At 67.7% G+C, this 18,228-nt stretch carries 17 protein-coding genes; 15 read left to right on the top strand and 2 right to left on the bottom strand.

Annotation, left to right across the window (positions count from 1 at the left end):
- Positions 1 to 14 precede the first annotated feature (14 nt).
- From MHX64_RS01725 to MHX64_RS01715, 3 genes are all read left to right on the top strand, one after another.
- A complete protein-coding gene (locus tag MHX64_RS01725) occupies positions 15 to 947 on the top strand; it encodes a glycosyltransferase family 2 protein (protein WP_239356835.1) in 933 nt (310 codons plus the stop codon).
- A 35-nt stretch (positions 948 to 982) separates the two neighbouring features.
- The gene (locus MHX64_RS01720) at positions 983 to 2,101 is read left to right on the top strand and encodes a sugar phosphate nucleotidyltransferase (RefSeq protein ID WP_070844803.1); all 1,119 of its coding nucleotides are present in this window, start codon (positions 983 to 985) and stop codon (positions 2,099 to 2,101) included.
- A 328-nt stretch (positions 2,102 to 2,429) separates the two neighbouring features.
- Positions 2,430 to 2,678, top strand: coding sequence for a WhiB family transcriptional regulator (locus tag MHX64_RS01715; RefSeq protein ID WP_171194374.1), 249 nt, complete (start codon positions 2,430 to 2,432; stop codon positions 2,676 to 2,678).
- A gap of 3 nt (positions 2,679 to 2,681) precedes the next feature.
- On the opposite strand, the gene MHX64_RS01710 is transcribed toward MHX64_RS01715, so the two are convergent.
- Complete coding sequence (locus MHX64_RS01710) at positions 2,682 to 3,155, bottom strand: metallopeptidase family protein (protein WP_070476127.1); 474 nt, start codon at positions 3,153 to 3,155, stop codon at positions 2,682 to 2,684.
- 93 nt (positions 3,156 to 3,248) lie between these two features.
- Here MHX64_RS01710 and MHX64_RS01705 point away from each other — a divergent pair, with 93 nt between their 5' ends.
- Genes MHX64_RS01705 through manA form a run of 4 tightly spaced genes read left to right on the top strand, consistent with a single transcriptional unit; the run spans position 3,249 to position 7,358 of the window.
- A complete protein-coding gene (locus MHX64_RS01705; RefSeq protein WP_239356834.1) occupies positions 3,249 to 3,716 on the top strand; it encodes a DUF3499 domain-containing protein in 468 nt (155 codons plus the stop codon).
- A gap of 52 nt (positions 3,717 to 3,768) precedes the next feature.
- A complete protein-coding gene (locus tag MHX64_RS01700) occupies positions 3,769 to 5,139 on the top strand; it encodes a phosphomannomutase/phosphoglucomutase (RefSeq protein ID WP_239356833.1) in 1,371 nt (456 codons plus the stop codon).
- Between the two features lie 25 nt (positions 5,140 to 5,164).
- Positions 5,165 to 6,166: a hypothetical protein gene (locus MHX64_RS01695; RefSeq protein WP_239356832.1), complete on the top strand. Its 1,002-nt coding sequence runs from the start codon at positions 5,165 to 5,167 to the stop codon at positions 6,164 to 6,166.
- A gap of 10 nt (positions 6,167 to 6,176) precedes the next feature.
- On the top strand, positions 6,177 to 7,358 hold the full coding sequence (manA, locus tag MHX64_RS01690) for a mannose-6-phosphate isomerase, class I (protein ID WP_239306712.1): 1,182 nt from the start codon (positions 6,177 to 6,179) through the stop codon (positions 7,356 to 7,358).
- Here manA and MHX64_RS01685 read toward each other — a convergent pair.
- Positions 7,355 to 8,419 carry a hypothetical protein gene (locus tag MHX64_RS01685; RefSeq protein WP_239356831.1) on the bottom strand — a complete coding sequence of 355 codons (1,065 nt, stop codon included), beginning with the start codon at positions 8,417 to 8,419 and terminating at the stop codon, positions 7,355 to 7,357. The genes manA and MHX64_RS01685 overlap by 4 nt on opposite strands.
- A gap of 223 nt (positions 8,420 to 8,642) precedes the next feature.
- On the opposite strand from MHX64_RS01685, the gene MHX64_RS01680 reads away from it, so the two are divergent.
- The 8 genes from MHX64_RS01680 (at position 8,643) to secA (ending at position 18,223) form a co-directional block, all read left to right on the top strand.
- The gene (locus tag MHX64_RS01680; protein ID WP_070476145.1) at positions 8,643 to 8,993 is read left to right on the top strand and encodes a hypothetical protein; all 351 of its coding nucleotides are present in this window, start codon (positions 8,643 to 8,645) and stop codon (positions 8,991 to 8,993) included.
- Positions 8,994 to 8,997: 4 nt separating this feature from the next.
- Positions 8,998 to 9,606: a dTMP kinase gene (locus tag MHX64_RS01675; protein WP_070476148.1), complete on the top strand. Its 609-nt coding sequence runs from the start codon at positions 8,998 to 9,000 to the stop codon at positions 9,604 to 9,606.
- A 35-nt stretch (positions 9,607 to 9,641) separates the two neighbouring features.
- Positions 9,642 to 10,325 (top strand): MtrAB system response regulator MtrA, encoded by a 684-nt coding sequence (mtrA, locus tag MHX64_RS01670; RefSeq protein WP_070476151.1) that lies wholly within the window; start codon positions 9,642 to 9,644, stop codon positions 10,323 to 10,325.
- Between the two features lie 33 nt (positions 10,326 to 10,358).
- Entirely contained in the window at positions 10,359 to 12,014 is a 1,656-nt protein-coding gene (gene mtrB / locus MHX64_RS01665) for an MtrAB system histidine kinase MtrB (RefSeq protein WP_239356830.1), read from the top strand.
- On the top strand, positions 12,007 to 13,710 hold the full coding sequence (gene lpqB / locus MHX64_RS01660) for an MtrAB system accessory lipoprotein LpqB (protein ID WP_239356828.1): 1,704 nt from the start codon (positions 12,007 to 12,009) through the stop codon (positions 13,708 to 13,710). Before mtrB ends, lpqB begins: the two co-directional genes overlap by 8 nt.
- Before the next feature lie 10 nt (positions 13,711 to 13,720).
- Entirely contained in the window at positions 13,721 to 14,347 is a 627-nt protein-coding gene (locus MHX64_RS01655; protein WP_239356825.1) for a ComF family protein, read from the top strand.
- Between the two features lie 444 nt (positions 14,348 to 14,791).
- A complete protein-coding gene (hpf, locus tag MHX64_RS01650) occupies positions 14,792 to 15,484 on the top strand; it encodes a ribosome hibernation-promoting factor, HPF/YfiA family (RefSeq protein ID WP_239356822.1) in 693 nt (230 codons plus the stop codon).
- Positions 15,485 to 15,664: 180 nt separating this feature from the next.
- Positions 15,665 to 18,223, top strand: a complete 2,559-nt coding sequence (secA, locus tag MHX64_RS01645) for a preprotein translocase subunit SecA (protein WP_239356819.1) — start codon at positions 15,665 to 15,667, stop codon at positions 18,221 to 18,223.
- Positions 18,224 to 18,228 lie beyond the last annotated feature (5 nt).

Genomic DNA, 18,228 nt, shown 5'->3' with positions numbered 1-18,228 from the left:
CCCCACTGGTGGGTATGATTCCAGCCATTGTGAACGCTGACTCTCTCCATCCGACTGACGCGCCGCTCGCGGTGATCACGGTGACGTACTCGCCGGGCGAGCATTTGTCGCACCTGATTGCGTCGCTCGACGCGGCGACGCGCGGCGAGGTGCATTTGGTCTGCGCGGACAACGGCTCCACCGACGGTGCGCCGCAGCGCGCCGCCGCTCAGCACGAGCGCGTGGAATTCCTTCCCACCGGCGGAAACATCGGCTACGGGGCGGCGATTAATGTCGCGGCCGCGGCGCTTGCGGAGCGTCGAGAAGCGAATGCGATCCGAAACGACTACTTCCTCATCGTCAACCCCGACGTGGAGTTTGGCCCGGGCAGTATCGACGAGCTGATCCGCTGCATCGACGCTGCTCCAAAGGCGGGGGCGGCGGGCCCGCGCATCGAGGAAGCGGACGGCTCCGCGTACCCGAGCGCCCGCGAGGTGCCCGGGCTTGCCACAGGCATCGGGCATGCATTGCTTTACGACGTCTGGCCACGCAACCCGTTTTCCCGCGCCTACAAGGCGGACGCGAACATGCACGTCCAGCGCACCGCAGGGTGGCTCTCGGGCGCGTGTCTGCTGGTGCGGTGGGACGCGTTCGACGCCATCGGCGGCTTCGACGAGCGCTACTTCATGTACCTCGAAGACATCGACTTCGGCGACAGGCTTACGCGCGCAGGGTGGGACAACCTGTACTGCCCGTCGTCGGTGATCCTGCACGACCAGGGCCACGTGGCCGGCAAGTTCCGCAAGGTCACGGTGCCCGCCCACCATGGCTCGGCCTACCGCTTCCAGCGCGACAGGCACCCGCACCCGTGGCAGGCACCGCTGCGGTGGGCGTTGTGGCTCGGGCTGAAAGTGCGCGGGGCGTTCCAACTTGGCCTGCGCAAACCGCGGCGGCGCACCGATACTTAGTTAGACCACAAACACCAGGAAGAAAAGGACAAGCAATGGCAACTTCGGAGCACATCGGCGCCGCACAGGCGCCCGACGGGGCAGTCACTGAGATGGACGCGGTGATCCTGGTGGGCGGGCGCGGCACGCGTTTGCGCCCGCTGACGGTGTCCACCCCGAAGCCGATGCTGCCCACCGCGGGCTACCCGTTTTTGGCGCACCTGCTCGCCCGCATCAAGGCGGCAGGCATGAACCACGTGGTGCTGGGCACGTCGTACAAGGCTGAGGTGTTCGAGGAGTACTTCGGCGACGGCTCCGAGTTCGGCTTGGAAATCGAGTACGTGGTGGAGGAAGAGGCCCTCGGCACCGGCGGCGGCATCCGCAACGTGTACGACAAGCTGCGCTACGACAACGCCATGGTGTTCAACGGCGATGTGCTCTCCGGCGCGGACCTGTCCGCCATCGCCACCACCCACGTGGACAAGGACGCCGACGTGACGCTGCACCTGGTGCGCGTGCCGGATCCGCGCGCGTTCGGCTCGGTGCCTACCGACGAGGACGGCAACGTGCTGGCGTTTTTGGAGAAGACGGAGGACCCGCCGACCGACCAGATCAACGCCGGCTGCTACGTGTTCAAGCGTTCTGTGATCGAGCAGATCCCGGCCGGGCGCGTGGTGTCGGTGGAGCGCGACACGTTCCCGGGTCTGCTGGAGGCGGGCGCGAAGGTGGTCGGCCACGTGGATTCGTCCTACTGGCGCGACATGGGCCGCCCGGACGATTTCGTCCAGGGGTCTTCCGATGTGGTGCGCGGCATCGCGTACTCGCCGTTGCTCGAGGGGCGTACGGGCGAGTCGCTTGTGGACGACTCCGCTGGCGTCGCGCACGGCGTCATCCTCATCGGTGGCACGGCTGTGGGCCGCGGCTGCGAGATCGGGGCCGGCTCGCGTGTGGACGACTCGGTGATTTTCGACGGCGTGACCATCGAGCCTGGCGCGATGGTGCGCAACTCGATTATCGCCGCTGGTGCGCGGATCGGCGCGAACGCGCGGATCACGGACTGCGTGATCGGCGAGGGGGCAACTATTGGCGCGCGTTGCGAGCTGCAGGCGGGCATGCGCGTGTGGCCGGGCGTGGAAATCCCGGATTCGGGAGTGCGTTTCTCTCCGGACGCGTAAGCGACACGCCAAAACTGAAAAATAGTTGCTCAAATCGGCGCCGCTACCATATGTAGTACCCCCGATGCGCACCCCCATCTCCTGGCGCGTGTGACTAATGTGACTCGTGTGACGAGCGACGTGGGAAATGAGGGGCGGGGGACCGAAACTGCAGAATTCTGGTTGCGGCTATTTAGTGTCCCGGTGTGTAATCACAGCAGTGTTATCCGCAGTGCCCGCCAGCCGGGAACTGCGGTCACCACTCTTATACGACCGACAAGCAACTAAGGAAGGTAATGGCGTGGAAAACCAGGCAGACGCCACCCTCCGCGGCGCGGCCGCAGGAGGGATGACCCTCGACGAGTTGTTCGGCGCCGTCGAGCAGGAGTGGCAGGATCAGGCGCTGTGCGCCCAGACCGACCCGGAGGCGTTTTTCCCGGAGAAGGGCGGCTCCACCCGCGAGGCGAAGCGGATCTGCAAAGCGTGCGCAGTGCGCGACGAGTGCTTGGAATACGCGCTCGAGCACGACGAGCGTTTTGGCATTTGGGGCGGGCTCTCCGACCGTGAGCGCCGCCGCCTGAAAAAGCAGATCGGCTAAGCCCTACCAGGGGAAGTCTGGGGAGATAGTCCTCGGATCCAAGTTGAGGTAATTGGCCACAAGAGCGGTCAGAACCCATGTGATGAGTTCTGACCGCTCTTGTGTTTGCGCTGCCCGGTGCTCGATGGGCATGCGGAACACCACGAAGCGTGCGCGGGTGGGGTTGCCCTGCTTGTCCACCCCGGCCTGCAGCACGCGCCCGAGCGGCACCGGGCCGTCGGCGATGATCTCGTCCGGAAACACCGTCATGTCGGGGCTGAGACGCATCCGGGGAATGGTGTCCACGGCTAGGTCCACGCCGGCCAGCTCGTTGAAGTACTGGTTGTGCAGTGGCGCGTAGGCGTCGATGACCAACTGGTCGAAGCTGTCTGCGCGGGTGCGGTAGCGCGGCACGCCGATCGGCAGGATGGGCCCGCGCACGCCGTGGCCGTGGCGGTTGCGGGCCGGTTGCACATGGGAGGGGCCGGTGGAGCTCATAGCTGGCAATGCTATTGCGCCGCGCGGCGCAGGTGTCGCGGGCGCGCCGCGTTGCACTGTCGAAATCTCAATGCGGGGTTTAGACTTGGCGCCGTGAATATCTACCGCCGTTGTTGCCGCCCCGGATGCGGCCGGCCCGCCGTGGCCACGCTGATCTACGCGTACGCGGATTCGACGGCAGTTATCGGGCCGCTCGCGCCCGCCCCGGACCCGCACGCCTGGGATTTGTGCGAGCGCCATTCCGCGTACATCACTGCCCCGGTGGGCTGGGAGCTAGTCCGCGTCGAGCACGTCGAACTCGACGACGACGAGTTGGACGAGGAGAACACCGACATCACCGCACTCGCGGAGGCGGTGCGCGAAGCAGGACGGGTGACCACCGGTCTGGTGGAAACCGGCCAGGACCCGATCGAGTACTCGGCGGAGAAAGACTTCAACAACCCGGACACCTCCAACCACCCGGTGCACCGCACGAAGCGGGTGGAGGAGCAGATCGCGGCGGCCAAGGCGGCGCGTCGCTCGCACTTGCGCATCGTGCCGGACCCGGAGGTAGAGCAGTAGCAACAGCGGTCTGCGCAGGCCCGTGTCGGGGGCGCGCGATAAGATACCGCGCATGGCTATTGAGCACACAGAAGCAACGCTGAAAAGCGTTATCAAGGCGTACGACGTCCGCGGCGTCGTCGGCGAGACCATCGACGAGGACTTCGTCCGCACCGCTGGCGCGGCGTTCGCGCACATCCTGCGCGGGGAAGGCGAGACCCGCATCGCGGTCGGCCACGACATGCGCCCTTCCTCGCCGGCGCTTGCAGATGCCTTCGCCGAGGGCGCTGCCAGCCAGGGGATCAACGTGACCCTGCTGGGCCTGACGTCCACCGACGAGCTCTACTTCGTCGCCGGCACCCAGCGCTGCGCCGGCGCGATGTTCACAGCCTCGCACAACCCGGCGCAGTACAACGGCATCAAGCTCTGCCGCGCGGGCGCGACCCCGGTGTCCACGGACACCGGCCTGGGCGAGATTGGCCGCATGATCCTCGAGGGCGTGCCGGGGTACGAGGGGGAAGCGGGAGTCGTCGATAAGCATGACGCCCTGGAGGAGTACGCCTCCTACCTGCGCGAACTTGTGCCGGTGCCCACGCGCCGCAAGCTTGTTGTCGCGGTGGACGCGGCCAACGGCATGGCCGGCATGACGGTGCCGGCGGTGCTGGGCGATATGGACATCCGCCCGCTGTACTTCGAGCTCGACGGCACGTTCCCCAACCACGAGGCGAACCCGCTGGACCCGAAGAACCTTGTGGACCTGCAGAAGTTCACCGTGGAGCAGGGCGCAGACATCGGCCTGGCCTTCGACGGCGACGCGGACCGCTGCTTCGTGGTGGACGAGCGCGGCGAGGCCGTCTCGCCGTCCGCGATCACCGCGCTGATTGCCACCCGCACGCTCGAGCAGCACCCGGGCGCGACGATCATCCACAACCTGATCACCTCCCGCGCGGTGCCGGAGCTGATCGAGGAGCACGGCGGCAAGGCGGTGCGCACCCGCGTGGGCCACTCCTACATCAAGGCGCAGATGGCGGAGCACTCCGCGCTGTTCGGCGGCGAGCACTCCGCGCACTACTACTTCTCGGAATTCTTCAACGCCGACTCCGGCCTGGTGGCCGCGCTGCACGTGCTGGCCGCGCTGGCGGAGCAGGACGCGCCGCTGAGCGAGCTGATGGGCGCCTACGAGCGCTACACCGCCTCCGGCGAGATCAACTCCGAGGTCGCCGACCAGGCAGCCGCCACGCAGCGCGTGGTGGACGCGTTTGCGGAACGCGCGGAATCCGTGGACACCCTCGACGGCGTGACGGTGCAGTTGAAGGACTCCAAGGCGTGGTTCAACGTGCGCGCCTCCAACACCGAGCCGCTGCTGCGGCTCAACGCCGAGGCGCCGACGCGCGAGGAGGTGGACGCGCTGACCGAGGAAATCCTCGGCATCATCCGCGCATAAGCTTCCCCGCGTACGCTCGCGGGGTATGAGCGGATTTTCCAGGGAAGACGCCCTGTTTTTCGACATCGCCCACGAGGGCGCCCAGCTCCGCGCCGTGGGCCAGGCGGCGCACCTGCTTGCGGGGCTGCGCGGGCTTGCACCCCGCAGCGTGGTTGTGCTGGCCACCGACCAGGTCGCGGCCGCCGCGGCGCGGGCGGTGGCGGCGTTCGCCGCCCCGCTCGAGGTGCCGGTGGTGGTCGCCGACCAGCTTCCGGCGTACGTCGGCGCGCTCGACGTCGTGGTAGTTGTGGGCGACAACGCCGGCCGCGAGGAGGACCTGCGCGGTTTGACCACCGCGGCCAGCCGCGGCGCCGAGACCATCCTCGCGGGCCCGAACAAGGGGCCCTTGCTTGACGACGCACCACAGGCCGCCACCGTCATCCCCGCCCTGCCCGACACCGCCGGGGCCTCCCCGCTTCGCACCTGCGCCGTGGTCGGCGCGGTGCTGCTCGCGCTGCGCCAGCCGGCCGAAGTGGTGGCGGAGCGCTTCGAGCTCTTGGCCTCGGAGGTGGACGCCGAGCTGGAGTCTGTTTCCCCAAGGCGCGACGTGGCGGTCAACGCCGCGCGAAAGCTGCGCGCGCAGGCCGAGGGCGCCCGTGTGCTCCACACCGGCGTCGGGCGGGCAGGAAGCGCGGTGGCAGAGCTGGTGGCGGCATTGTGGTCCACGCACGGCATCCCTGCTTCCGCCGTGGGCGCGGAGGAACTTCCCTTCGCCGTCGAGCGTGCTCAGGAGGGCAATTCCACGGCTGGCGCGGACGATTTGTTCCACGACCCCTACATCGACGGCCCCGCGAAGCTGGTAGGTTTAACAACCGTTGTTTGGTCGTGCGGGACCGCCAGCCCGGTGGTCTCGGCGGGCAGCCGGGTCGAGTCCGTGGAGACGGACGTGGATGATCCGGCGGCCCGTGCGGCGCGCCTGGTTGCCAGGGCGTACGCGGCGACGGCGCTTGCAGCCGACGCCGCCGATGCCGCCGCCTCGGAGGAGTAGAAGGAGAACCATGGAGCACCTTGAAGGAGCTCTGCGCCCCTACCCCTGGGGCTCCCACACGTTGATCGCTCAGCTGCGCGGCGAGCCTTCGCCGAGCCCGCAGCCCCAGGCGGAACTCTGGTTCGGCGCCCACCCGGCGGCCCCGGCGACGGTGAACGGGCAGGGCCTGGACGACGCCATCGCCGCCGACCCGGCCGCCGCGTTGGGCAAGCGCGTGCAGGACGCGCACGGCGACCAGCTGCCGTTTCTGGTCAAGCTGCTCGCCGCGGCCGCGCCCTTGAGCATTCAGGCCCACCCCTCGCTGGAGCAGGCCAAGGAAGGCTTCGCGCGCGAAAACGCCGAGGGCATCGAGCTGAACAGCCCGAACCGCAACTACAAGGACCCGAACCACAAACCGGAGCTCATCGTCGCGCTGACCGAGTTCCGCGCGCTGGCCGGGTTCCGCCCGGTGCAGGACACCGCGGCGTTTTTCGCCGAGCTGAGCAGTCCGGAGCTGGACCGCTACGCCACCTTGCTGCCCACGGATGGCGAAGGGGATCTGCGCGCGCTGTTCACCACGTTGATTTCCCTGCCGCACCAGCCGCGGGTGGAGCTGATCGAATCGGTGAAGCGTGCTGCGGCGGAGCTCGTCGATAAGCGCACAGCCCCTGCGTGGATGGTGGAGGCCGCCGAGGTTTACCTCGAGCTCAACCAGACCTACCCGGGCGATGTGGGCGTGCTGGCGGCGCTGCTGCTCAACGTGCTCACGCTTGCGCCGGGCGAGGCGGCGTTTCTGCGCGCCGGCCAGCTCCACGCCTACCTGTCCGGTCTGGGCGTGGAGGTCATGGCCAACTCCGACAACGTGCTGCGCGGCGGGTTGACCACCAAGCACGTGGATGTGCCGGAGCTGGTGAAGGTGCTGGACTTCAGCACCCTGGAAAACCCGCGGGCGGAGGCGGCCCCGTCGCACGGCGGTGTGGAGTTCCAGCTTCCTGTGGACAGTTTCGCGGTGCGCATGCATGCGCTTGACGACGGCGACACGTTGGCCGTCGACGAAGACGGCCCCGCGATCGTGCTGTGCACCGCCGGCGAGGTGCGCGGCGCCGACGGGTTCGTCTTAACGCAGGGCAACGGCGCCTGGGTCCCGGCGAGCGAGGCGGCGACGGAAATCACCGCAGCCGGCAAATCCCAGGTGTTTGTGGCGACGGTCTAGCGGCCGGTGATCTTGTCAATCACGTCGCGGGCCGTCACGCCTTCTTTCTCGCGCGGGTAGCCTGCGACGTCTTCCTTGCCCGCGACGGGAGTCGGCGCCTCATTGCCTCCCGTGGCGGCATCCGGGGTCTGCGGCGCCTCGCTCGGCTGAGCGCTGCCCTGCGGTGCGGCGTCTGCCGCGCTTTTGGTGCCGGGAACCGATTGCGCTGCGACTCCTGCGCCCTGCATCCGCATCTCCTGCGCGGCGGGGGATCCAGGCTCGGACGGGGTGCCCTCTTGGATTCCGTCCGGCACGTGCGACGGACCAGAGCCGTGACCCGGCTGTGCCGTTGGCTCAGACTGCTCCGGCTGCTGCGTGGTCTGCGGCTGATCCGGGCGCTTCGACGGTTCCGCTGCCGGGGTGTGCGTCGGCTCGGTGGCCTCCGACGGCTGCACCTCGGATCCACCCGGTGCCGGGGTGGCGGCGGTGCTCGTCTGCGCGGCGCCGCCGTTGCCCGGCTCGCGCGGCGGGGTGCTGCCCGGCGTCTGCTGGGAGGTGGTGCGGTTGTCCGCGGAGGCCGGAGTGGGCTCCGCCGCCGGGTTGGCACCCTGCGGGGCGGCCATGGGCCGGGCCGGAGACGGCACGATGTTGGACGGGCGGTACACGCGCGACGGCTGCGTGGACTCCTGCGCCGGAGCGACTACCGCGTGCGGCGGCAGGTAGGGGTCGTGCGCCGCGTTGTAGCCGGTGGGCATGGAAGCGCCTGCGCGCCCTGCGCCGGAGCCTGTCGCTCCCGCCGCGCCCGCATCCGCGCCGTGGTGCGCGGCGGGGCCGTTGTCGGGGGAGTTGGTGGAGCTGCGCACGGTGCGGGTGTGCGTGAGGTTCTCCGTCACCGTCTCCGTTGTCGGGCTCGAGGTGGTGGAAGCGGCGCTGTTGCCAGTGGTGCCCGCGGCTTCCGCGGTAAACCCGGCGCGGTTGTTCTGGCCGGGTGCGGAGGTCGCCCACACCGTGAAACCGACGACGGCAGCAAGCAGTGCACCTGCGCCGATGAACACGGCTACCCGGCGTGCTGTCCCTTCCACGGTGACTCCTCCCGCGGGCGTTTCCGGCCCGCGCATTGGTTACAACTTGGTAACGTTTGGCTTCGTAGCACTGTTTATAGCACGTCATCGTGAAATGGGGAACCCCTGCGCGGCGAGTTGTTTTGCGTTTGAGTGCCCCGGAGCGTCGTTTTGCCGTATACAAATGGGTGCGACACGTTGTGCGGGCGCCCGCTCGCGCACCATCTACGGAAGGAGCGCCGCAGTGAGTACTTGGGACGAGCAGATTTTCACGGTCGATGCCAACACGGACTTCCTGGACGAGCTAGTCGATCTTGATTTCGAGGATGTTTTTGAAGCGGTGCGTGACGCGGTGCTCCTCGCCGCGAAGCAGGATTCTTCTGAGGAAGAGCTGCTCAACGGCCAGGCCGCAGCCACCATCGCGGCGATCTGGGCGGGCGCGCCGTTTTCCGCCGGCGAGATTGCGGAGACGTACCCGTTTATCCGCCTGCGCCCGGACGAGATGGACGAGCAGTTGGTGGAGTCTGCCGCTTCCGTGCTCGAGGAGGCGGACACTGAGGAGGACTTGGAGCAGTTCCTCGAGGCGCTGGCGTAGCTGAATGATTGTTGCAGTTGAAGGCATCGACGGCGCGGGCAAGAACACGCTAGTCACTGCGGTGAAGGAGCGCTTCGGCGCTGAGACGCTGGCGTTTCCGCGCTATGAAACGTCCGTGCATGCGCAGCTGGCGCACGACGCCTTGCATGGGCGCATGGGCGACCTGACGGATTCGGCGTTCGGTATGGCCACCCTGTTCGCCCTGGACAGGCATGGGGCGAAGCAGCTTCTCGACGGCTTCGCTGGCGACCCGCACAGCGTCATCGTCCTGGATCGTTATGTCGCCTCCAACGCGGCGTACACGAGCGCGCGCACGGGCGATCCGGCCGCCGTGAAGTGGGTCCACGACCTGGAGTTTGGAAAGTTGGGGCTGCCCAAGCCCGACTTGCAGGTGCTGGTGGACACCACCCCGGACGTTGCGCGCGAACGCGCGGAGGCGCGCGAGGAACAGGACGCGACCCGCACCCGGGACCGCTACGAGCGCGACGTGGCGCTGCAGGTGGCGACGTTTCAGGCGTACGCCGAGCTCGCGGAGCGCAACTGGGCGAGCCGGTGGCTTCGCACGTCGGAACCGGCGGTTATCATGCAGGTAGTGGGCGAGCTGGCGCAGTAAGGCCAGCTCAGCGCGAAAAGGATAGAGGAGGACGCATGGCACCGAAGATCCTCGTGGTGGACGACGACCCGGCGATCAACGAGATGCTGACAATCGTGCTGGAGGCCGAGGGGTTCCAGACCAGCTCCGTGACGGACGGTGCCGAGGCGGTGCCCGCCTTCCGCTCGTTCGACCCGGATTTGATCCTTCTGGATCTGATGCTGCCGGGGATGAACGGCATCGACATCTGCCGCGAGATCCGCAAGGAGTCCGCGGTGCCGGTGGTCATGCTCACCGCCAAGACGGACACGGTGGACGTCGTGCTGGGCCTGGAGTCCGGCGCGGACGACTACATAACCAAACCCTTCAAGCCGAAGGAGCTTGTCGCCCGTATCCGCGCGCGCCTGCGCCGCACGGACGAGACTCCGGCGGACGTCTTCGAGGTCGGCGACCTGACCGTGGACGTGCCGCAGCACACCGTCACCCGCGGCGACGAGGAGATCCAGCTGACCCCGCTGGAGTTCGACCTGCTGGTGGAGATGGCACGCAAGCCGAACCAGGTGCACTCGCGCGAGGAGCTGTTGGAGTCCGTGTGGGGCTACCGCAACGCCTCCGACACACGCCTGGTCAACGTGCACGTGCAGCGCCTGCGCTCCAAGATTGAGCACGACCCGGAAAACCCGGAGATCATCCTCACCGTCCGCGGCGTGGGCTACAAGACCGGTAAGTCGGAGGTGTAGCACCTGGACGCCATACGTCGTGTCGGCGACCGGGTGCGGCACGCCTGGTCCACGAAACTGCAGGTCCGCTTCGTGGGCACGGTGCTGCTCGTGTCCACGGTCGTGATGTCTGTGCTTGGCTTCGCGCTGGCGTCCGTTGTCACCGACCGCATCACCGCAGCCAAGATCGAAACCGCCACTGTGGAAATCGAACGCGCGCGTTCGACCGTGGAGTACCAGCTGGCCAACTCCGGCTCCTCCGCCTCGTTGCAGGCGCGCCTGAATTCGGCGCGCGCCGGGCTGACGCAGCGCGCGCAGGAAAGCGGCGACTCCGCCAGCTTCTACGAGCCTGTGCTGGTGGTGGAGGCGCCGAACGGTGCTGTGACGTCGTCGCCGGAGGCCTACCAAATTCCGAAGCGCCTGGGCGACTATGTCGAAGACGGCAACGTGGCCTACCAGTTCGCCACCGTGGAGCGCCCGGACGGCTCGGCCTACGACGCGCTGATTGTGGGCACCCCGACCAACGCCGACATCCCCAACCTTCGCTTGTACCTGGTGATGAACATGGAAAGCGAAGTCTCCACGGTCGCACTCATGCGCGGCATCTTGGCGTCCGCCGCGGTGATCGTCGTGGTGCTGCTGATGGGCATTTCCTGGCTGGCGTCCCAGCAGATTGTGGCGCCGGTGCGCTCCGCCTCGCGCACCGCGCAGCGCTTCGCATCAGGCCACCTCCGGGAGCGCATGCCTGTCGACGGCGAGGACGAGATGGCCGTGCTGGCCATGTCTTTCAACGACATGGCGGACACCTTGAGCAAGCAGATTGCCAACCTGGAGGAGTACGGCTCGCTGCAGCGCCAGTTCACCTCCGACGTCTCCCACGAGCTGCGCACTCCGCTGACCACGGTGCGCATGGCGGCGGATCTGATCGCGGCGAACGAGGACTCGCTGGAACCGGCGACGAAGCGCGCCTCGGAGCTGATGACCAGCGAGCTGGACCGCTTCGAAGCGCTGCTCAACGACCTGCTGGAGATCTCCCGCCACGACGCGGGCGTGGCTGAGCTCTCCGCGGCGAACGTGGACGCCCGCCAGCCGGTGGAGTCCGCCTGGCAGCAAACCCAGCACCTGGCCGAGGAGCTGGACGTGGACGTCATCTTCGACATCCCGGACGAGCCGCAGACGCTGGAAGGCGACGCCCGCCGCATCGAGCGCGTGGTGCGCAACCTCATCGCCAACGCCATCGACCACTCGGAAGGCAACCCGGTCACCGTGCGCATGCGTTCCAACGACGAGGCGGTGGCGATCACCGTCACCGACGGCGGCGTGGGCCTGAAGACAGGCGAAGAGGACCTGGTGTTCAACCGCTTCTGGCGCGCCGACAAGTCCCGCAAGCGCCACTCCGGCGGCACCGGGCTGGGCCTGGCCATCGCACGCGAGGACGCGCAGCTGCACGGCGGCGTGCTCGATGCGATCGGCGAGTACGGGGTGGGCTCGCAGTTCCGCCTCGTGCTGCCGCGCGACATCGAGGCCGGTTTCACGGAATCGCCGCTTCCGCTCGAGGCGCCGCGCGCTATCGCCCCCGAAGCGCTCGACGCCCCGGAGGACACCGAAGGCGCCGGTGACGCGGCAGCCGGCGGCGGCGACGGGGGAGCTGATGGAGGGGCACCTTTGGACGTCGATAAGCGAAGGCTCCAGGAGGACACCGATGCGTAAAACACTCGCCTGCCTCACGGTGGCGCTGACGACCCTGGCCGCCGGCTGCGCCTCGCTGCCCACGAACTCGGCGCCGCATGTGATCCGCTCCTTCGCGCCCGAGGAGACGGAAACGCAGGCCGCGGGGCCGAAGGACGGCCAGGAATCGGACCTTCTGCTGCGCGACTTCTACCATGCCTCTGCCACCCCCGACAGCGACTACGAGGCGGCGCGCGCCTACCTCACCGAGGGCGCTTCCGCCGCGTGGGACCCGAGCGGGCAGAAACTCGTGGTGGACAGCATCGGCATGACCACCCTGCCGGGGTCCTCAGTGGGGCAGCGCAGCTACTCGGTGCACGGCGAAGTCGTCGGAGTGGTGCGCTCCGGCGGTTCATACTCGCCGGAACGCGGAGACTATGAGGCCACCATCGACATGGAGATGGTGGACGGGCAATGGCGCATCTCCTCGCTGCCGGAAGGCGTCGTGTTCGAGCGCACGGAGCTGCGCAACCAGTACCAGCCGTACAACCTGTACTTCTTCGACCAGGACGACCGGGAGCTGGTCACCGACCGCCGCTGGGTGCACTCGCGCCGCGAAACGCTGGCGAGCGACCTGATCGGGCTGCTCATGGAAGGCCCCTCGGAGCGGCTGCGGCCCGCGCTCACCGGATCGCTGCCCTCGAGCGTGTCCTACACGGGAGAACAGGACGGCGCCTACACCTTCACCGGCTTCGCCGGCGTGAGCGAGGACGAACGCGCCCGCTTCGCGGCCCAGGTGGTGTGGACGCTCGCCACCGCGGGTGTCACCGGGCCCTACGAGCTCAAGGCCGACGGGCAACCGCTTATCGACGGCACCGACAGCCTCGACACCGACGACTTCATCGCCGCGAGCCCGCTGGTGGAAACCGTCGGCGAAACCAAGCTGTACGCCCTGGCGGGCGGCAAGGTCGTCCGCGTGGACGAGCGATCCACGCAGCCGGTGGAGGGCTCACTCGGCGCCGCGAGCGACGTCATCTTCGCCGACATCGCCAAGGACGGGGAGTGGGCCGCCATTTTCGGCAAACCCGGCGATGCCGAGGACGACATCTTCCGCGTGGGCAAGTTCGACGGATCCGAGGCCGAGGTCATGCGCGCGGGCACGTTCACCCGCCCCGCCTTTGAACCGGACGCGGCGGCGGTGTGGACGGTAGCTGACGGCAAGCGGATCCTGCGCACGGTGCAGTCCGCCGCCACCGGCAGCCTGACCACCGGCGAGGTCAAAGTGGAACTGCCCGACGGCGTGGACGGCAACATTTCCGTGCTGCGGCTGTCGCGCACCGGCACCCGGGTGGTCATGGTGATCGACGGCCGCCTCTACACCGGCATCGTGCGCCGGCAACCCTCCGGCGAGCGTTCCATCGTCAACGTCTACGAGTACGCGCATGAACTCTCAGGCAGCGTGATCTCCGCAGACTGGCGCCCGGACGGCTCCCTCTTGGTAGGCACGACCTCCACCACCCCGGTGATGCGCGTGGAGCAGGACGGCTCCTCCATGACCGCGATGTCCGCCGGCAACATTTCGGCGCCGGTGGTGGCGGTGGCGGCGTCGCCGAGCACGCTATACGTCACCGACGCTAACGCGCTTTTGCAGGTGCCGGCCTCCGGTGCGGACAACCCGATCTGGCGCGAGGTGCCGGGACTGGAAGGCGTGCGCGCGCTGCCGATCACTTCGCGCTAGCCTTTCCCGCATGGGGGAGATACTCGGTCAAGTCGGCGAGCTGCTGCTGCCGCGGAAATGCGCGGGCTGCCGCGCGCCGGGGCCGCTGCTGTGTCCCGCGTGCCGCGAAGGCTTGGCGACGCCACCGCAGCGGGTATTTCCCAACACCACCCCGCACGCGCCGGTGTTCGCGCTCGGACCGTACGCCGACCCGCACCGCGGGGTGATCCTGGCCATGAAGGAGCGCAATCACCTGGCTGTGCGCCGCCATGTCGGCGCGGTGCTCGCGGCCGCGCTGGAGTACCTGGAGGCGCGCGGCGAGATCCCTGCCGGGGCGGTGCTGGTGCCGGCGCCCACGCGCACCCGCTCCGCACGGGCGCGCGGCGGGGACCCGGTGGAACAGGTCTGCCGCGCCACCGGCAGGCGGGTGGCGCCGGTTCTCACGCTGGACCCGCGGACGGCGGACCAGTCCGGCCTGGACGAAGCCGGGCGGCGGGCCAACCTTTCAGGGCGCGTGCGCATTTCCGGCGTGCCTGCCGGCCGGGTCGTGCTTGTCGACGACGTAGTCACCACCGGCGCGACGCTGCAGGCCAGTGCCGCTCTGTTGCTCTCGCGCGGGGCAGACGTCGCCGCGTGCGTGGCGCTGTGCGCGGCGTAGCGGCGGGGTCCCGGCGGGGGCTTGGCGGGGGCTTGGCGGCGGATTCCTGACAGATTACGGCGGCCGTTTGCGTCCACCTGGGGATTTAGGGCCAGCCTGACAGATTCAGCCGTGATGCGTCGGGGCGGGGAAATGTGTTCACTCGCTCCACCCCGTCCGAGTGAACACATCACGATCCGCGGGCGAATTTGTTCACTTTGCCCAGGGCGGAAAATTCCCAAGCGGAATCTATTCACTAACCGGTGAATCAATCTGGGGCCGGCGGATTCCTGACAGATTACGGCAGCCGTTTGCGCCGACCTGGGCCTCAAGGGCCAACCTGACAGATTCCGCCGCGATGTGTCGGGCAGGGTAGCGAGCTTTCGTCAAAACCGGCCGAATTGGTCATAACCAGTTGTATAGTGGTGGTGGACACAGTTCCTACTACCGCAAGGGAGGACGCAGATGACGTCTGCAGACCGTAACCCGATCCAAGAGACGCTGAGCCCGGACGCCCAGGTCACCATCACCGGGCGAAACGTCGAGGTCCCAGAGCATTTCCAGGAACGAGTGAACGGCAAGCTGGCCAAGATTGAAAAGCTTGACCCGACGCTGAAGTCGTTCCACGTGGAGCTGCAGCACGAGAAGAACCCGCGCCGCGAGGCGGAGGCGGAGCGCATCCAGATCACCGCCACCGGCTCCGGCCACCTGGCCCGCGCCGAGGCGAAGGAAGAGAACTTCTACGCCGCGCTCGAGGTCGCCGTGGACAAGCTGGAGCGCTCCCTGCGCAAGGTCAAGGCGCGCCGCAACATCGCCCTGTCCGGCCACCGCGCGCCGAAGGGCGCCGGGGTCCTCGCCGCGGAGATGGAGGCGGATGCCAAGGCGGAGCAGGAGCGCGCCGCCCAGGAGGCCGGCAAGTACGACGTGGATCCGTACGCCGACCAGGTCGAGGACATCGTCCCGGGCCAGATCGTGCGCTCCAAGGTGCACCCCAACGCGCCGCGCAGCGTGGACGACGCGCTGAGTGAGATGGAGCTGGTGGGCCACGATTTCTACCTCTTCATCAACGAGGAGACCAACCGCCCGGCAGTGGTCTACCGCCGCCACGCGTTCGACTACGGCTTGGTCGAGCTCGCCCCGGAAGGGGACGCGGAGTAACCGCAGCTCAAGCTACTAAACCCCGCCCCGGCTCAGTTCTGTTTATGGTTCTGGGCTGGGGCGGGGTTCGTCGATAGGCAATTGTGCCTATGGGGTTGTCTATACCCAGGGAGGCGTGCGTACAATGGCCGGTTGTATCACCTTGGCCCTGTCAACCCATCAGTAAAGGACTTTGCACACGTGTTTGGACTGTCAAAGCTGCTCCGTGCCGGTGAGGGGCGCACCGTAAAGCGCCTTGCCAAGATCGCCGATCAGGTCATGGCGCTCGACGACGAGTACGCCGCGCTGACCGACGAGGAGCTCAAGGCCAAAACCGCCGAGTTCAAGGACAAGCTCGCAGACGGCGCGAGCCTGGACGACATTCTGCTCGACGCGTTCGCCACCGCCCGCGAAGCCTCCTGGCGCGTGCTGGGGCAGAAGCACTTCAAGGTGCAGATCATGGGCGGCGCCGCCCTGCACTTCGGCAACGTCGCCGAGATGAAAACCGGTGAAGGCAAGACCCTGACGTCGGTGCTGCCGGCGTACCTCAACGCCCTGTCCGGCAAGGGCGTGCACGTGGTCACCGTCAACGACTACCTGGCTAAGCGCGACGCCGAGATGATGGGCCGTGTCCACCACTTCCTGGGCCTGGAGGTGGGCGTGATCCTTTCCGAGATGCGTCCGGCGGAGCGTAAGAAGGCGTACGCGGCGGACATCACCTACGGCACCAACAACGAGCTCGGCTTCGACTACCTGCGCGACAACATGACGCGCTCCGTCGACGACATCGTCCAGCGCGGCCACAACTACGCCATCGTGGACGAGGTGGACTCCATCCTTATCGACGAGGCGCGTACCCCGCTGATCATCTCCGGCCCGGTGGACGGCTCCAGCCAGTTCTACACCGTGTTCGCGCAGCTCGCGCCGCGTATGCGCGAGGGCATCCACTACGAGGTGGACCAGCGCAAGCGCACCGTGGGCATCTCCGAGGAGGGCGTGGAGTTCGTCGAGGACCAGCTGGGAATTGACAACCTGTACGCCCCGGAGCACTCGCAGCTGGTCAGCTACCTCAACAACGCCATCAAGGCGAAGGAGCTGTTCGAGCGCGACAAGGACTACATCATCCGCCAGGGCGAGGTGATGATCGTGGACGGCTTCACCGGCCGCGTGCTGGCAGGCCGCCGCTACAACGAGGGCATGCACCAGGCCATTGAGGCCAAGGAGCAGGTGGAGATCAAAAACGAGAACCAGACCCTGGCCACGGTGACCCTGCAGAACTACTTCCGCCTCTACGAGAAGCTGTCCGGCATGACCGGTACCGCCGAGACTGAGGCGGCGGAGCTGCACCAGATTTACAAGATGGACGTTGTCCAGATCCCGCCGAACCGCCCGAACCAGCGCACGGACCGCGACGACTTGATCTACAAGACCCAGGAAGCGAAGTTCGCGGCCGTGGCGGAGGACATCGCGGAGCACGCGGCCAAGGGCCAGCCGGTGCTGGTGGGCACCACCTCGGTGGAGCGCTCCGAGTACCTGTCGCAGCTGCTCACCCGCAAGGGCGTGCAGCACAACGTGCTCAACGCGAAGTACCACGAGGAGGAGGGCCGCATCATCGCCGAGGCTGGCCTGCCGGGCAAGGTGACCGTGTCCACCAACATGGCTGGCCGCGGCACCGACATCGTGCTCGGCGGCAACCCGGAGATTCTCCTGGACGCGAAGCTGCAGGCGCAGGGCCTGGACCCGCTGGAGGATTCGGAGCGCTACCAGGAGGCGTGGGACGAGCAGCTCCCGGCTGCCAAGGAGCGCTCGCAGCAGCTTGGCGACGAGGTGCGCGAGGCCGGCGGCCTGTACGTCATCGGCACCGAGCGCCACGAGTCGCGCCGCATTGACAACCAGCTGCGCGGCCGCTCCGGCCGCCAGGGCGACCCGGGCGAGTCCCGTTTCTACCTGTCCATGCGCGACGAGCTGATGGTGCGCTTTGTGGGCCAGTCCATGGAGAACATGATGAACCGCCTCAACGTGCCGGACGATGTGCCGATTGAGGCGAAGATGGTCTCCAACGCGATTAAGGGCGCGCAGTCCCAGGTGGAGAACCAGAACTTCGAGATGCGCAAGAACGTGCTGAAGTACGACGAGGTGCTCAACGAGCAGCGCAAGGTGGTCTACCGCGAGCGCCAGGAGATCCTGGCCTCGAAGGACATTGCCGGCCAGGTGCGCCGCATGATCGATTCCACCATCGGCGCGTACGTCGACGGCGCGACCGCCGATGGCTACGTGGAGGACTGGGACCTCGACGGCCTGTGGAACGCGCTGGAGTCCCTGTACGGCCCGACGGTTAGCGCGCAGGAGCTCATCGACGGCGACGAGTACGGCCGCGCCGGCGAGCTCACCTCGGAGCAGCTGCGCCAGGCGCTGCTCGACGACGCGAACGCCCAGTACGACAAGCTGGAGGAGAACGTGGCGTCGATTGGCGGCGAGGAGCAGATGCGCAACTTGGAGCGCATGGTGATCCTGCCGATCATCGACACGAAGTGGCGCGAGCACCTCTACGAGATGGACTACCTCAAGGAGGGCATCGGCCTGCGCGCGATGGCGCAGCGCGACCCGCTGGTGGAGTACCAGAAGGAGGGCGGCGACATGTTCAACGCGATGAACGAAGCTGTCCAGGAGGAGACCGTGCGCCAGCTGTTCACCATGCGCAAGCAGTTTGAGACGCAGGAGACCGAGCAGGCTGAGGCGGGCGGCTCGACCGTCGTCTAGCAATT

This window comes from Corynebacterium sp. ACRPZ (assembly GCF_022346205.1).
Classification (GTDB): domain Bacteria; phylum Actinomycetota; class Actinomycetes; order Mycobacteriales; family Mycobacteriaceae; genus Corynebacterium; species Corynebacterium lehmanniae.
This window is presented reverse-complemented; position numbering and strand designations above follow the sequence as displayed.